This window comes from Plantibacter cousiniae (nom. nud.) (assembly GCF_977070315.1).
The window spans coordinates 433,361-448,044 of record NZ_CDRVEU010000002.1 but is presented as its reverse complement, the minus strand read 5'-3'; the positions used below and the strand labels follow the sequence as shown (position 1 = coordinate 448,044).

Sequence of the window (14,684 nt, the reverse complement as noted above, 5' to 3'; positions counted from 1 at the left end):
TAAAGGTCAGGTGCTGTTATTAGTGCTGTCCCTCGCCGGGCGCGTCTGACCAGATCTTGTATTTATGGAATGTCATATTATGGTATTCCAAAATTTCTGCAAGCGTTTTGCCCTGTCAAAACGCCTTCACAGTGGCTTTTTTGGTCAGCGCCTTCGGTTAAAGGCGGTGGATTATCAGGCTCGCGCGCCAAGCGTTTGCCTGGTCAGCCGGGAAACGGAATATTTTCAATCACTTCCAGATCGTAGCCAGTCAACCCTGCGTATTTCAGTGGCGGGCCGAGGTGGCGCAGCTTGCCGACGCCCAGATCCTGCAAGATCTGTGCGCCCGTACCGACCTCGGAATAAATACGTGATTGCGAGCGCGTGTATTGGCGTGGCGGCTGGGTGAGCTGTGGAATGCGCTCCAGCAGCGCTTGGGAGGATTCGTGATTGGCGAGCACCACCACCACGCCGTGACCTTCTTCAGCGATACGTTGCAGGGCGGCCCAAAGCGTCCAGTTGGCGGGGCCGTTGTATTCGGCACCGACCAGGTCGCGCAGCGGGTCGACAACATGCACGCGCACCAGCGTGGCGGCGTCACGGCGGATGTCGCCCATCACCATGGCCATGTGCACGCCACCTTCGATGCGGTCTTCGTAGCTGAACAGACGGAAGGTGCCGTGCACGGTCGGCAGTTCGCGCTCGCCAATCCTGACGATGGTGTGTTCGGTGCTCAGGCGGTAATGGATCAGGTCGGCGATGGTGCCGATGCGGATGCCGTGCTTTTTGGCAAACACTTCCAGGTCAGGTCTTCTGGCCATGCTGCCGTCATCATTCATGACTTCAACGATGACCGACGCTGGCGTGAAACCGGCCAGCCGGGCCAGGTCGCAGCCCGCTTCGGTATGCCCGGCGCGGGTCAGGACGCCGCCGTCACGCGCGCGCAATGGAAAGATATGGCCCGGCTGCACCAGATCTTCCGGTACTGCGTGCGGGTTGACGGCAGCCTGAACGGTACGCGCACGATCCGCCGCGCTGATGCCGGTGGTCACACCTGTGGTCGCTTCGATGGACACTGTGAGCGCGGTGGCGAATACGCTGCCGTTGCTGGGTACCATCTGTTCCAGGCCCAGACGCTGGCAGTGTTCGTCGGTCAGCGTCAGGCAGATCAGACCGCGCGCTTCGCGGGCCATGAAGCTGATGGCCTGTGGCGAACAGCAATCGGCAGCCAATAGCAGATCGCCTTCGTTTTCCCGGTCTTCGTCGTCGACCAGCAACACCATCTTGCCCTGGCGGTAGTCTTCGATGATGTCTTCGATGCGATCGAACGCCATAGTCAGTTTCCCGGTTTTATGGGTGGATGAATCGTGGTATACCATAAGACAGAATATTTCACAGATTGCCTATCAATGAAACAGTGAGATCGCGATGAAAGCCTATTGGATTGCACACGTTGATGTGACCGACCCTCAGCAGTACAGCGAATACACCCAGCGCGCCCCCGCGGCTTTCGAGCTGTTTGGTGGCAGGTTCCTCGCGCGCGGCGGGCGTTCCGAGGCGCTCGAAGGGCGTGATACGCCGCAGCGCACGGTGATTATCGAATTTGAATCCTACGAGAAGGCGCTGGCCTGTTATCGGTCGCCCGAGTACGAGTATGCGATGAGCCACAGGCAGGGCGCTTCGAAGGCCGAGATCGTGATCGTCGAGGGGCAGTTTTAAGCGTTCAGTTGCGAGCTGAAAGCTTCAGGCATTCACCGGATAAAGTGCACCTTGCCGGTGTCGTCGTTACCGATATAAATACCGTAGATACCCGCCTGACGTTCTTCGATATAGCGTTCCAGTATCTGGCGGATGGCGGGGTAATAGATGCTGTCCCACGGGATGTCTTCGGGGGCGAAGAATCTGTAATCCAGGGTTTCCGGGCCGAACTGGCCGGTCACCTCCAGCGCGATGGCGCGGAACACAATGTAGACTTCGCTGATGCGCGGCACGCTGAAGATAGAGTAGGGCGAAAGGATCTCGGCGCGTACACCGGTTTCTTCCCAGACTTCACGCAGCGCTGCCTGCTCGGTGGTTTCGCCGCTTTCCATGAAACCGGCAGGCAGTGTCCAGGTGCCCGGGCGCGGCGGGATGGCGCGCTGGCAAAGCAGGTACTTGCCTTCCTGCTCGATGATGCAACCCGCGATGATCTTCGGGTTGATGTAGTGAATATACTGACAGCCGCCACAGACCAGCCGCACGTGCGTATCGCCAGACGGGACACGCTGAGCCAGATCAGCGCTACCGCATTGAGGACAGAAGCGCGGTGTGGCCATTTCAGCGACCTATGCGAGGTTCTTTCAGCGCAACGGGGGCGATGATGTCACGGACTTTGCTGTCTTCGTCCTGCTTGGATTTGAGGTATTCCAGCGCCACACGTGCGGCGTTGCGTACGTGATCGACCGACGCCTGGTGCGCGGCCAGCGGGTCGCCGCTCTTGATCGCTTCGACCATGAGCTCCATTTCCTTGTTGCTGGCACCGCGGCGATTTTCCTGGGATACCGAGGTGGCGCGCAGGTAGCTGATGCGCGCCTGCAACTGGCGTAGCTGGGTCGCGGCCACATGGTTGCCCGAGCCTTCCAGCAATACATCGTAGAAACCCTGGACCGAGTCGATCACCTGCTGCAGTTCGCCTTCCTTGAGCGCCTGACGATTTTCCTCCAGGGCTTTTTCCAGAGCGCGAATGTCCTTGGGCTTGGCCCGCAGGGTAAACAGCTGAACGATCAGGCCTTCCAGCACGCAGCGTAGTTCGTAGATATCGCAGGCATCAGCCAGCGTGATGATTGCAACACGCGGGCCCTTGGCATCGGCGAACTCCACCAGGCCTTCGGATTCCAGGTGGCGCAGTGCTTCGCGAACCGACGTGCGGCTTACCCCGAGGCGGTCACATAGATCACGCTCGACCAGACGATCGCCCGGCAGCAGTTGAAAGTTCATGATTGCGCTGCGCAGCTTGTCCAGCACGATCTCGCGCAGTGTGACGGGGTTGCGGTTGACCTTGAAGGTGTCGTCGAGAGGCAGGCGTTTCATCGGGTGTGCTCGGAATGGGGCTGTCAAAGTAAAAACGTGACTGGAAATAACGTCTCGCTCATGTCGGCAACCCGCAAACCGCGCGGGCTGCTGCATGGCCCGGATGGATGAACCCGGGTCGCGGCCGAGTTTATCACGCCCGTGCCTGCAACCACCAAGACTCCCCTGAGCTACCTCAGACGATGGCTGGCAGTGCACCCATCTTGCCCCGGTGATAGACCATCGGCGTGACCGGTGTCGCGGGCAGGATCAGATTTTTCACCTCGCCGACAATGATCGCGTGATCGCCGCCGTCGTATTCCCGCCACAGCTCACACTCGATGATCGCCGTGGCCTTGCTCAGCAGCGGGTTGCCCAGCTCGCTCAACTGCCACTCGATGCCCTTGGTCTTGTCCTTGCCCTTGCTGGCGAAGGCATAGGCTTCTGTCTGCTGGTCGGCAGACAGCAGGTGAATCGCGAATTTTTTGCTGTCACGCAACACCGGGTAAGTGTCCGATTCATAGTTAGGGCAGAACAGCACCAGGGCCGGGTCGATGGACAGCGCACTGAATGCGCTGGCAGTAATACCGAACAGGTTGCCCTCAGGGTCGAGGGTGGTGACGATGGTCACGCCCGAAGGGAATGACGCCATGACTTCTTTGTAAATACCGGGTTCTATCATCGCAGCGGCCTCGTTAACGCATGACAAATGGATCAGGCATGGGCGCCTGCGAAAGGTTGATCCACACCGTTTTCAGTTCGGTGTAGGCCAGCACGGAGTCTATCCCGCTCTCACGACCGTCGCCGCTATTTTTGAAACCGCCGATGGGCGCCATGGCCGACACGGCTCGATACGTATTGACCCAGATGATACCTGAGCGAATATCCCGCGCCAGACGGTGTGCCCGGCCAAGGTCGCGGGTCCATATTCCGGCGGCGAGACCAAACTGGGAGTCGTTGGCGATGGCCAGCGCTTCGGCTTCGTCCTTGAAACGAATCACCGATGCCACCGGGCCGAATACTTCTTCCTGCATGATCTTCATCGAATTGTGATCGCACTCGAACAGCGTAGGTTCATAGAACCAGCCTTTGCTGTCCAGCGTCGGTCGCTTGCCGCCCAGACGCAGGCGTGCACCTTCGGCCAGCGCGTCGGCCACCAGGCCTTCTACCACGGCCAGTTGCTGAGCGGTGGCCATCGGACCCATTTCGGTGCCTTCATCCTGCGGATTGCCGATGCGGATACGACTGGCGCGCTCTGCCAGGCGTTCGACGAACTCGTCGTAGATTTCGTCCTGCACCAGCAATCGCGAGCCGGAAACACAGCTTTGCCCGGACGCCGCATAGATGCCGGCGACGGCGCCATTGATAGCGCTGTCCAGATCGGCGTCGGCGAAGATGATGTTGGGTGATTTTCCGCCCAGTTCCAGCGACAGTTTGGCGAAGTTCTCCGCGCTGCTGCGTACCACATGACGCGCCGTGGCCGCGCCACCGGTGAAGGCTATCTTGCGCACCAGCGGGTGCCGGGTGAGGGCCGCGCCAGTGGTCGGGCCGTAACCGGTGATGACGTTGACCACGCCCGGTGGAATGCCGGCTTCAAGTGCCAGACGCGCCAGCTCGAGCACGGTGGCCGAGGCGTGTTCCGAGGGTTTGAGGACAATGGTGTTGCCTGCCGCCAGTGCCGGGGCCAGCTTGATGGCGGTCAGGTACAGCGGGCTGTTCCAGGGTATGATTCCGGCCACTACGCCCATCGGTTCGTGCACGGTGTAGGCGAACAGGTCGGGCTTGTCGAGGGGCAGGGTGCCGCCTTCGAGTTTGTCAGCCAGCCCTGCGGTGTAATGAAAGAATTCGGGCAGATAGCCGACCTGCCCGCGGGTTTCGCGAATCAGTTTGCCGTTGTCGCGGCTTTCCAGCTGTGCCAGTTGCTCCCTGTTTTCGGCAATCAGGTCGCCCAGCTTACGCAGCAGCTTGCCGCGTGCCGTGGCCGTCAGGCCGCGCCAGGCCTGACCCTCGAAGGCTTTCTGGGCGGCCTGAACGGCCCGTTCGACGTCAGCTTCGTCAGCATCCGGCAGTTGCGCCCAGGGTTCGGCCCGCGCCGGATCGAGGCTGTCGAAGGTCTTGCCGGACAACGCATCGACCCATTGACCGTCGATGCACATCTGAAAGCGTATAAGGCTCATGCAACAATCCCCTTGATCGAATGGTGAGCGGACGCCGGTTTGTCGAGGCCGATCTTTTCGAAGAAACCGAGCAATACCTGGTTTACCAGGCGTGGCGATTCAACCGGCATCATATGACGCTGATCGGGCAATATCGCGACATCGGCACCAGAGATACGCGCGGCCAGTTCGCGGGCCATTTCGGGCGTCGATCCCGGGTCAAGTTCGCCCGTGGCGATCAACGTCGGTGCGCGAATATCGCCCAGATCCTCGGCGCGGTACATATCCTGAGTGGCGAACAGCTTGTACGTGGTCAGGTAACCCTGCGGATCGTTGCTGGCCAGGTTGTGCCGAATGGCCGCAATCTGGGCCGGGCTGGCCGCCTGATACTCGCGGCTGAACCAGCGTGACAGCGCTTCGCCCGCATTGGCGTCCGGGCCATGCTCGGCAGCCTGACTGGTGCGAGCAATGACGCTGGCACGCTGTTCCGCGCTGCGATTGAAGACGCTGTTGAGCACCACCAGCCCCGACAGGTGCTGGGGAAACTCCAGCGCAAACGCACGCGCCACCAGTCCGCCCATCGAGAAACCGACGACCGCCGCCTGCGGCAGTTGCAAGTGCGTCAGCAGCTCGTGCAGTTGTTCGGCATAGCCTGGCAGGCCCGTATCCGGGTGGGGGCGAGGGCTGGCACCGTGGCCCAGCATGTCGTAGGCGATGACCTGATATTGCGTGGCCAGCCCGACGATCTGGCCGCCCCACATTTCCTTGTTAAGGCCCACCCCGTGAATCAACACCACGGGGTGACCTTGGCCGGTAGCCAGATAGCTGGTACCCGCCGGGGTGTGTTCAGCGGTGAGCTGAATCATGGATCGCTCCTGCGCAGATGACAAAGGTGATCGGGCGACGAGCCCTTCATGAGTTACTGGGCTTTTTCGGCCGCCAGCTCTTCCAGGTCTATATAGCGATTGCCGATTCGTGGGTGCAGGCGTCCACCGTTGGCGGCACCCAGGACTACGATGATTTCGTCGGCACGCGGCGAATCTTCGATGTGCATTTCCAGGGTGATGTAGTGCGAGCGCAGCCCTTCATCGTCCTTGTGCATCATCGGAATCTGGATCGACGTACCTGGGCCGCCGCGTTTGTTGGTGAAGCTCAGGTAGCTCTTGGCCTTGACGGCCTCACGGTAATGATTGCCAAAGCGCAGGGTATGGATCACGGCCGAAGCGTGTTCGATTTCGCCTTCCGCCCCGACCACTGCAGCCTTGCCGTAGGCCTCGATGTTCTGCGCGCCGCCAATCGCATCGGTGAGGCGCTTGACCATCAACTCACCCAGTGCGGAGCAGTTGGCGCGAATCTCCGGTTTCAGGTCTTCGACGAAACCACGGCCCAGCCAAGGGTTCTTGATCACGGCCGCCAGCCCGATCATGGTGACCGGCTTGTCGGCGGCCTTGCCGCCCTCGATAAAGGTTTCTTCGGTGTACGTGACGATCTTGCGAATTTCAAAACTCATGAACGACTCCCGGAGCAAGTGCTTTTGTATTTCGTATGATGGTATACCATAAGATCGTGCGTGCAAATGCTTTCTTTGCAGTGAATACAGGGGCCGGGACTCGCCTCATTTGCCCGAATCACTGCGAGCGCGCAGCGTTGGCACGCGTTCATCAATGACCATTCGTCAGGTACGAAGGCAATCGCTTTGAACAGGCGTCTTCTGGTCGTGACAGATATTCGGTGAGCCATAAAAGGCCCTGTCGAATTTTTCACCCAAGGAGACTCAGAACATGAAAGCTATCGTCTATGGCGGTCCGCGTGACGTCAGTGTCAAAAACGTACCGGATGCGAAGATCCAGAAGCCAACAGATGCTCTTGTCCGAGTGACCTCCACCAATATCTGCGGCTCGGACCTGCACATGTACGAAGGCCGCACGTCTTTCGAGACCGGGCGCATTTTCGGCCATGAGAACCTCGGCCAGGTGATCGAAGTCGGCGCCGGCGTCGACCGTATCAAAGTGGGCGACTGGGTGTGCCTGCCGTTCAATATCGGCTGCGGCTTTTGCGAAAACTGTGAGAAGGGCCTGACCGGTTATTGCCTGACCGCCAACCCGGGCAGCGCGGGTGCGGCTTACGGCTTTGCTGACATGGGCGATCATGAAGGTGGCCAGGCCGAGCTGTTGCGTGTGCCGTATGCCGACTTCAACTGCCTGCTGTTGCCCGAAGATGCCGCCGAGCGTGAAGAGGATTACGTCATGCTCTCGGACATCTTTCCTACCGGTTGGCATGCCACCGAACTGGCCGGGCTGCTGCCTGGCGAAAGCGTTGCCATCTATGGTGCCGGTCCGGTCGGCCTGATGGCTGCCCACTCGGCGATGATCAAAGGCGCGTCGCAGGTGTTCGTGGTCGACAACCATCCAGATCGTCTGGCACTCGCGGCGAAGATGGGCGCGACGCCGATCAACTCGCTGGAGCAGGGCGCAGTGGATCAGATCCTCAATCTGACCGATGGCAAAGGCACCGACCGTGGCTGTGAGTGCGTCGGTTATCAGTGCTGCGACCGTCATGGTCACGAGGCCAACCACGTCACCATGAACAATCTCGTTGCCTCGACCAAGGCTACAGGTGGAATCGGTGTCGTGGGCGTTTTCGTGCCGCAGGATCCGGGCGCCAAAAGCGACCTCGCGAAGGAAGGCAAGATGGCCTTCGACTTCGGTTCGTTCTGGTTCAAGGGCCAGCAGATCCGCACCGGCCAGGCCAACGTCAAGGCTTACAACCGTCGCCTTGCCGAGCTGATCCACCACGGTCGCGCCAAGCCGTCGCAGATCATTTCCCATCGCCTGAAACTTGAAGAAGGCCCTGACGCCTACAAGCACTTCGATGCGCGTGATGAAGGCTGGACCAAGGTCGTGCTCAAGCCAGGTGCGTGATAAGCGCAGTTGACCAGGCCTTGCCTGAGAGCCCTTGTTGTATCTGCCACAGGCGATCGACAAGGGCGTCAGCACTTCAGTCACAACATTTTATTCAACGAGATTTATTCAGATGAACGAAGAATACCCAAAGCCGCCATTTGCCAGCCAGCCACAAGATGTTCCAGGCATGCAGGGCAAGATGGACCCCTATCCCGATTGCGGTGAAAAGAGCTACAAGGGCTCCGGACGCCTGCAGGGCAAGATCGCGCTGATCACCGGCGCCGACAGTGGCATCGGCCGCGCAGTCGCGATCGCCTTTGCACGTGAAGGCGCGCAGGTCGCGATCTCCTACTTGAACGAGCATGAAGACGCGCAAGAAACCAAGCGCTGGGTCGAAGAGGCGGGCCGTAAATGCCTGCTGTTGCCGGGCGACCTGGCACAGAAGCAGCAATGCGAAGACATCGTGAGCAAGACCGTTGCAGAGTTTGGTCGCATCGATGTGCTGGTCAACAACGCTGCGTTCCAGATGACGCATGAAACGCTGGACGAAATCTCCGACGAAGAATGGGTCAAAACCTTCGATATCAACATCACGGCGATGTTTCGCATCTGCAAGGCTGCGGTTCCGCATATGCCGCGGGGTGGCTCGATCATCAATACCAGTTCGGTCAATTCGGACATGCCCAAGCCGACGTTGCTGGCCTACGCAACCACCAAGGGCGCAATCGCCAACTTCACCGGTGGTCTGGCGCAGTTGCTGGGCGAGAAGGGCATCCGCGTGAACAGCGTTGCTCCAGGTCCGATCTGGACCCCGTTGATCCCGGCGACCATGACCGACGAAGATGTGAAAAGCTTCGGTAGCGAGACTCCGCTGGGGCGCCCGGGGCAGCCGGTGGAAGTTTCGCCGATCTATGTGCTGCTGGCCTCTGACGAAGCCAGTTACATTTCCGGCTCGCGCTATGCAGTGACGGGCGGCAAGCCGATTCTGTAATTACCCCGACAACGCCTTTTTTGTTGAAACGGTGCTCAAACAGGCACCGTTTTTTCAGGCGTCAATGACACTCTGTATTCGCTCAAGCGGGTACTGCCATTGATTGTCTAATTTCCAGACTGATTCATCCGTGTCTGCGCATATCGGGCAGGCTGTCCGGTCGCCATGACAAGCGACGAAAGCGTGTCGGCATTCATCAGCAATAATGAAGTTCGGGTCGTTGTGTTGCTCAAGAACTCTTGTTTTCGCTCCGCTCGGGTGCGCGCATTCTCGGTCAACGCCTGCATGGCGAATATATAGTTGGCTGGATCGAATCGGTTTTCCCTGGGGCCATGCGTCGAGATTTTTCTTAACGACTTTCGGAACTCGCCTGACCACGTCTTAACCTGTGTGGCATCCGCTCCATTAACGAGGCGCTTACTGGCATCCGTCAGATAATAAAACGCATCCACTGTATTCAGGCGGACATGGGAGGTCTCGTGAATAAGGGATCGTGCAACTTCCAGCACATCGTAGTGGGCAAGAAGAGAGGTTGACACCCCAATCCGTTCGACCGATTCCTGAAACTCGCCTTGAAAATCAGTCGATGCGAGAATGTCCTCGGGTCCGTTAAAAAGAAACAGCGTCAGATCAGAGTCTGGACTGCCGATGGACTCAATGAGCTCCTGCATCTGCCGTAACGAATCTTCCACGTCGATACTCGTAGCGGCGCGAGCGCTCGGATCCAGCGCGCCAAAGGTTGCGTCGAAAGCCTTGTTTACGTCTCGCCTCGGTGATGCTTTTAGCAGCTCGGAACGCGTGAACTCCAATAACGAAACGGCAACATCCCTAACGTCATACATTTTGGATAGCTGCTCAGGCGCGAACTCGGAAAGGTCCTTTGCAACGACAACGGTAATGGGCACGTCGTAGGGAGCAGCCCCCTGTTGATCAGCAAACCGCAAAGGCGAATTCCTGACAAAACGATACAGATTCATTCCATCCACTGTGCCCGCCGGATCCGGATTGATCCATCGCTGCAACCACGGCGCGTAATAGCGCAGGCCGTAGTAGTACAGCCCCGTCGCGTCGCGTTCCTTGCCGGAATATCGAATGGTTTTATAGCTGGCTTCAACCGTACTGCGCCCTGCCCACCACGAGGTACCACCAAACGGGTAGTAACTTTCCTGGCTGATGATGCGCGCGTTGTTATCCAGCTCCAGGGTGCCGGACCCCAGATGATCGGCGAAGCTGTAGCGAACCTGATCGTTTTCAAGTCCTTCGGGTTGACCCGCCTGCCAGTGCAATACCCGAGCCTCGTTGCGCCCGGCCTGGGTGACGATAACGTGCAAAGTCTCGGCTGTGGCGCTGTTGCTGTGCACCTCCAGGCCTGGTAAGTAGCGCACTTCGGCACTGTGGACAACGGCTTTCGCCTTGGTCGTATGGATTTTGCGCAGGCGTTGCCCACTGGCGTCGTAGATGTAGCGCTCTTTGTCGTCGTCACCCGCTGCCCGAACCACCGGCCGCACTTGCTGCAACTGATTACGCCAGTCCCAGCTCATCGCTTGCCCGGCTTGCAACTCATTCAGATTGCCATTGGCGTCGAACGCGGCAGCGATGGCCGCTTCATCCGGCGGTCGATCGTTGATAACCGGCAGGCTGCGATTGCTGGTTTGCGAAGTGATCAGGGTGCGCGAGTGGGACTGGGTGCCCGTGTGGGTCAGTTGCAACAGATTGCCGCTCGCATCATAGCGGTAGGTTTGCGTGTAATTGGCCAGCTGCGTCAGGTCGAGCGGACACTGGAAGGATGGAAAAACAGGGCCTTGGTTGACTTTCTTGGCTTCCCTGCCGGTAGCCTGTATCAACTGATAAAGCGTGTCGTATTGATAAGTCGACACCGGCTCAATGCGCTGACCGGCACAACACCGTGTCGGCTGGGCGCGATCCTCGATACGCAGGACATTGCCCATCGGGTCGTAGTCATAGAGCAGATGTTGCAGCAGTTGACCATCTGCCCGTGTGCCTTTGAGTTCAATCAGACGGCCATCTGCGGCGTCGTGCACCGCCTTGGTCACAACGCCGTTGCCAGCCGTTTCCGAGGTTACGTGGCCTTGAGCGTCGTAATCGATACTGTGAAACAGAACTCGCTTTGTCTGCCCGGAGAGGCTGAGTGAAATGGCCTCAATATGACCTGCCACAGTATGGGCAAAGGTCTGGACGTTACGATGGGCGTCCGTTTGCGAGATGACATCGCCAAGCGGACTGTGTGCCCAGCGCGTAGTCGCGCCTGGACCAGATTCGAGCAGGGCGTCACGTTCTGCCAGCGGTTCTGGCCAGTCGACATTTTCGGGATTGAAGTGGAAATGCCGCGTCTGTTCAAGCACGCCACCCGTCAGGGCGAACTCGGTATCCATTCGCGAACCAGCCGGGTCATCATGGCGTATACATTGGTTGCACTGGTTATGGCCCTGAGTATCCGGACCACCGTATTGCCGCCGCTCGACGCAGCGTCCGTTTTCAATGATGGCAACGGGTCTGAGTAGGGCGTCATACTGCACGCTCCGCTCAGTCCCACGGCCATCCCATCCGGCCACGACCGCGCCGCTGTCACCGGCCAACATCAGCCGCCAACCGGCATCGACACTGTCGCTGAGAAGCGCCTGACCACTCAGGGAAAACACAGTGGCAAGATTGACGGCAGCCTGGCTTTCCCAGAGCCTTGCATCCCAGCAGTTGACCGGATGCCCGGCAGCATCATGAGCCACGCGGTTTATAAGAACTGCCGGCGTGTCCGTGGCCTGGTTGCGCCAAAAATCAATCGCGCGAATCTCCAGGCCGCGTGGCTCAATGACACTCAGGGGGGGCGTATGATGATGCAATGCGGCAGACTGTACGTTCATGATCACGTCATCCCTGACTGGTGACTTGAGTCCAGGCTATGTAAGTAAAGTATCGTCGTAAGTGCAGCATAGCGCAGGCCTATGAGACCGCCGGCTTCAAACGTTTTGTGAGCTTGTCGACGCGCGTCATGACGCGTCGCAAAATCGACGAGCCGTAGCGCTTGGCATTTTTGCCGATGGCCGGTGCTGATCAGCGAGTCTGATCAGTCGGTCACACCGTTCCTTTCAGCGACTTATGGAGAAATTGTTCATGTATCCAGACGTACAGCTTTATATCGATGGTCAATGGCGCGCAAGCCGCGACAATCGCACGTTGTCAGTCATCAACCCGGCGACGGGCGTGGCGCTGGGCACTGTGGCGCATGCCGCTATCGCCGACCTTGACGAAGCTCTGGCGGCGGCCGAGCGTGGCTTTGCCACCTGGCGTGCCACCTCAGCTTATGATCGCTACAAGCTGATGCAGAAAGCGGCGAACCTGATTCGCGAGCGTGCAGACAGCATCGCCCGAATCATGACGCAGGAGCAAGGCAAGCCCTTGGCCGAAGCGCGCATGGAAACCCTGTCGGCGGCTGACATCATCGACTGGCTGGCCGAAGAAGGGCGTCGCAGTTATGGTCGTCTTGTGCCGTCGCGGGGCTTGTCCATCGAACAGAAAGTCATCAAGGAGCCGGTCGGACCGGTCGCTGCGTTCACTCCCTGGAATTTCCCGATCAACCAGGTGGTGCGCAAGTTGTCCTCGGCACTGGCTGCGGGCTGCTCGATCATCGTCAAGGCCCCGGAAGAAACGCCAGCGTCGCCTGCCGAGCTGATTCGCGCTTTCGCCGATGCCGGTGTGCCGGCTGGCGTCATTGGCCTGGTCTACGGTGATCCGGCAGAAATTTCCGGCTACCTGATCCCGCATCCGGTCATTCGCAAGGTCACGTTCACTGGCTCTACGCCGGTCGGCAAGCAACTGGCCGCATTGGCTGGCAAGCACATGAAGCGGGCAACCATGGAACTGGGTGGTCATGCACCGGCGCTGGTGTTCGATGATGCGGATATCGACCTCGCCGCTCGCGTGCTGGCCACCGCCAAGTTCCGTAACGCCGGGCAGGTCTGCGTGTCGCCGACCAGGATTCTGGTGCAGCGCAAGGTACTCGACGCGTTCACCGAGAAATTCGTTGGCCTGACTCGCGAAATCAAGGTGGGTAACGGTCTGGAGGCGGGCACCACCATGGGTCCTGTGGCCAATGATCGACGTATTCCTGCGCTGGTCGATCTGATCGATGACGCGGTGCGTGGTGGCGCGACGCTGTCTGCCGGTGGCAAGGCTGTCGAGAGGGCGGGCTATTTCTTCGAGCCGACCGTGTTGAGTGGCCTGAAGCCGCAGATGCGCATCATGAATGAGGAGCCTTTCGGCCCTGTCGCGTTGCTGGTGCCTTTCGACACGCTAGAGGAGGCGATTGCCGAGTCAAACCGCGTGCCGTTCGGGCTGGCATCCTATGCCTTCACCACGTCGATGAAGACTGCGCAAGCGCTGAGTACCTTTATCGAAGCGGGGATGCTGTCGATCAATCATCAGGGCATCGGCTTGCCGGAAGTACCGTTCGGCGGGATCAAGGATTCCGGTTACGGTTCTGAAGGCGGCACCGAGGCCATTGAGGCCTACCTGAATACCAAGCTGGTCACTCAATACAACTGAGTGCCGCTCGGGGAAATAAAAAACGGTCGCGATGTGCAAGCATCGCGACCGTTTTTCGTTGCCAGCGTGACTCAGTCTCTGGCTTGAATACCGGTCTGTCTCATGACCAGATTCTTTTCCTTCTTGTACTGCAGGGCCACTTCGGGCGCTGGGCCGCTCTGACCGGTTTCCATCCACTTGCGTATGCGGCTGGCGTCGGCAAAGTGCGTGTACTTGCCGAACGCATCGAGAATCACCACTGAAACCGGGCGGTTGGCCATGCTGGTCAGCAGCACCAGGCAGTGACCGGCCTGGTTGGTAAAGCCGGTCTTGGTCAGCTTGATGTCCCAGTTATCCTTGCGCACCAGATGATCTGTGTTGCTGAAACCGAGGGTGTAGGTCGGTTTGCGGAAGGTCACGGTCTTCTGCTCGGTGGTGCTCAGTTCACTGAGCAGCGGGTATTTGCGCGCCGCCATCACCAGCTTGGTGAGGTCGCGCGCGGTCGACACGTTGTACACCGACAGGCCGGTGGGTTCGACGTAGGCCGTGTGCTTCATGCCCAGCGCCTTGGCCTTGGCGTTCATCGCCAGAATGAACGCCGGATAGCCGCCCGGATAGCTGTGCGCCAGGCTGGCCGCCGCGCGGTTTTCCGAGGACATCAGGGTGATCAGCAACATGTCCCGACGGTTCATTTCACTGCCGAGCTTGACTCGGGAGAAGACGCCTTTCATTTCCGGTGTCTGGGAAATGTTCACCGGAATGACTTCGTCCATCGGCTGCTTGGCATCCAGCACGACCATCGCGGTCATCAGCTTGGTGACCGAGGCAATCGGCACGATCACATCCGGGTTGCTGGAATACAGCACCTTGTCGGTCTGCAGGTCGATGACCATTGCGCTGCCCGAGGCGAGGTGCAGGTTGGAAGGATCACGGTTCAGAACGGCGGGTTCATTTGCCAGCGTAGGGGTAGAAAGCACCGGGCCGGTAAGTACAAATAATAGGCCCAAAAGAGACAGACGGATTTTCAAGAGCAAGGCTCACTCGATAAAAGGTGGTAAATGGAAGGGA

General features: G+C 59.1%; 13 protein-coding genes. 4 read left to right on the top strand and 9 right to left on the bottom strand.

Going from position 1 to position 14,684, the window contains the following annotated elements; all coding sequences use genetic code 11:
* Positions 1-203: 203 nt before the first annotated feature.
* Positions 204-1,313, bottom strand: coding sequence for a bifunctional 3,4-dihydroxy-2-butanone-4-phosphate synthase/GTP cyclohydrolase II (gene ribBA / locus ACW55A_RS05570; protein WP_498810685.1), 1,110 nt, complete (start codon positions 1,311-1,313; stop codon positions 204-206).
* Between the two features lie 94 nt (positions 1,314-1,407).
* Here ribBA and ACW55A_RS05565 point away from each other — a divergent pair, with 94 nt between their 5' ends.
* Complete coding sequence (locus ACW55A_RS05565) at positions 1,408-1,698, top strand: DUF1330 domain-containing protein (protein ID WP_455809018.1); 291 nt, start codon at positions 1,408-1,410, stop codon at positions 1,696-1,698.
* Positions 1,699-1,730: 32 nt separating this feature from the next.
* On the opposite strand, the gene ACW55A_RS05560 is transcribed toward ACW55A_RS05565, so the two are convergent.
* The 6 genes from ACW55A_RS05560 to ACW55A_RS05535 all read right to left on the bottom strand — a co-directional run bounded on the left by ACW55A_RS05560 (position 1,731) and on the right by ACW55A_RS05535 (position 6,693).
* Positions 1,731-2,294 (bottom strand): NUDIX hydrolase, encoded by a 564-nt coding sequence (locus ACW55A_RS05560; protein ID WP_455809017.1) that lies wholly within the window; start codon positions 2,292-2,294, stop codon positions 1,731-1,733.
* Between the two features lies 1 nt (position 2,295).
* Entirely contained in the window at positions 2,296-3,048 is a 753-nt protein-coding gene (locus tag ACW55A_RS05555) for a GntR family transcriptional regulator (protein ID WP_003369267.1), read from the bottom strand.
* Between the two features lie 175 nt (positions 3,049-3,223).
* Positions 3,224-3,709 (bottom strand): flavin reductase family protein, encoded by a 486-nt coding sequence (locus tag ACW55A_RS05550; RefSeq protein WP_044309617.1) that lies wholly within the window; start codon positions 3,707-3,709, stop codon positions 3,224-3,226.
* Between the two features lie 13 nt (positions 3,710-3,722).
* A complete protein-coding gene (locus ACW55A_RS05545) occupies positions 3,723-5,204 on the bottom strand; it encodes an aldehyde dehydrogenase (RefSeq protein ID WP_498810686.1) in 1,482 nt (493 codons plus the stop codon).
* Positions 5,201-6,049 (bottom strand): alpha/beta fold hydrolase, encoded by an 849-nt coding sequence (locus tag ACW55A_RS05540; RefSeq protein ID WP_455809015.1) that lies wholly within the window; start codon positions 6,047-6,049, stop codon positions 5,201-5,203. Before ACW55A_RS05540 ends, ACW55A_RS05545 begins: the two co-directional genes overlap by 4 nt.
* 53 nt (positions 6,050-6,102) lie before the next feature.
* Positions 6,103-6,693, bottom strand: coding sequence for an amino acid synthesis family protein (locus ACW55A_RS05535; RefSeq protein WP_005757904.1), 591 nt, complete (start codon positions 6,691-6,693; stop codon positions 6,103-6,105).
* A gap of 271 nt (positions 6,694-6,964) precedes the next feature.
* Here ACW55A_RS05535 and ACW55A_RS05530 point away from each other — a divergent pair, with 271 nt between their 5' ends.
* Positions 6,965-8,104 carry a glutathione-independent formaldehyde dehydrogenase gene (locus ACW55A_RS05530; protein ID WP_003318011.1) on the top strand — a complete coding sequence of 380 codons (1,140 nt, stop codon included), beginning with the start codon at positions 6,965-6,967 and terminating at the stop codon, positions 8,102-8,104.
* A 112-nt stretch (positions 8,105-8,216) separates the two neighbouring features.
* Positions 8,217-9,077, top strand: coding sequence for an SDR family oxidoreductase (locus ACW55A_RS05525; RefSeq protein WP_010411343.1), 861 nt, complete (start codon positions 8,217-8,219; stop codon positions 9,075-9,077).
* A gap of 107 nt (positions 9,078-9,184) precedes the next feature.
* Here ACW55A_RS05525 and ACW55A_RS05520 read toward each other — a convergent pair whose 3' ends face one another.
* Complete coding sequence (locus ACW55A_RS05520; RefSeq protein ID WP_498810687.1) at positions 9,185-11,956, bottom strand: RHS repeat domain-containing protein; 2,772 nt, start codon at positions 11,954-11,956, stop codon at positions 9,185-9,187.
* Positions 11,957-12,206: 250 nt separating this feature from the next.
* Between ACW55A_RS05520 and ACW55A_RS05515 the strand changes: the two genes are divergently transcribed.
* The gene (locus ACW55A_RS05515; RefSeq protein ID WP_498810688.1) at positions 12,207-13,637 is read left to right on the top strand and encodes an NAD-dependent succinate-semialdehyde dehydrogenase; all 1,431 of its coding nucleotides are present in this window, start codon (positions 12,207-12,209) and stop codon (positions 13,635-13,637) included.
* Between the two features lie 71 nt (positions 13,638-13,708).
* Here ACW55A_RS05515 and pbpG read toward each other — a convergent pair whose 3' ends face one another.
* Entirely contained in the window at positions 13,709-14,650 is a 942-nt protein-coding gene (gene pbpG / locus ACW55A_RS05510) for a D-alanyl-D-alanine endopeptidase (protein ID WP_080053470.1), read from the bottom strand.
* Positions 14,651-14,684 lie beyond the last annotated feature (34 nt).

Excerpts from the sequence above, each read along its gene's own strand:
- ribBA (WP_498810685.1), bottom strand. The coding sequence starts at position 1,313 with ATGGCGTTCGATCGCATCGAAGACATCATCGAAGACTACCGCCAGGGC.
- ACW55A_RS05565 (WP_455809018.1), top strand. The coding sequence starts at position 1,408 with ATGAAAGCCTATTGGATTGCACACGTTGATGTGACCGACCCTCAGCAG.
- ACW55A_RS05560 (WP_455809017.1), bottom strand. The coding sequence starts at position 2,294 with ATGGCCACACCGCGCTTCTGTCCTCAATGCGGTAGCGCTGATCTGGCT.
- ACW55A_RS05555 (WP_003369267.1), bottom strand. The coding sequence starts at position 3,048 with ATGAAACGCCTGCCTCTCGACGACACCTTCAAGGTCAACCGCAACCCC.
- ACW55A_RS05550 (WP_044309617.1), bottom strand. The coding sequence starts at position 3,709 with ATGATAGAACCCGGTATTTACAAAGAAGTCATGGCGTCATTCCCTTCG.
- ACW55A_RS05545 (WP_498810686.1), bottom strand. The coding sequence starts at position 5,204 with ATGAGCCTTATACGCTTTCAGATGTGCATCGACGGTCAATGGGTCGAT.
- ACW55A_RS05540 (WP_455809015.1), bottom strand. The coding sequence starts at position 6,049 with ATGATTCAGCTCACCGCTGAACACACCCCGGCGGGTACCAGCTATCTG.
- ACW55A_RS05535 (WP_005757904.1), bottom strand. The coding sequence starts at position 6,693 with ATGAGTTTTGAAATTCGCAAGATCGTCACGTACACCGAAGAAACCTTT.
- ACW55A_RS05530 (WP_003318011.1), top strand. The coding sequence starts at position 6,965 with ATGAAAGCTATCGTCTATGGCGGTCCGCGTGACGTCAGTGTCAAAAAC.
- ACW55A_RS05525 (WP_010411343.1), top strand. The coding sequence starts at position 8,217 with ATGAACGAAGAATACCCAAAGCCGCCATTTGCCAGCCAGCCACAAGAT.
- ACW55A_RS05520 (WP_498810687.1), bottom strand. The coding sequence starts at position 11,956 with ATGAACGTACAGTCTGCCGCATTGCATCATCATACGCCCCCCCTGAGT.
- ACW55A_RS05515 (WP_498810688.1), top strand. The coding sequence starts at position 12,207 with ATGTATCCAGACGTACAGCTTTATATCGATGGTCAATGGCGCGCAAGC.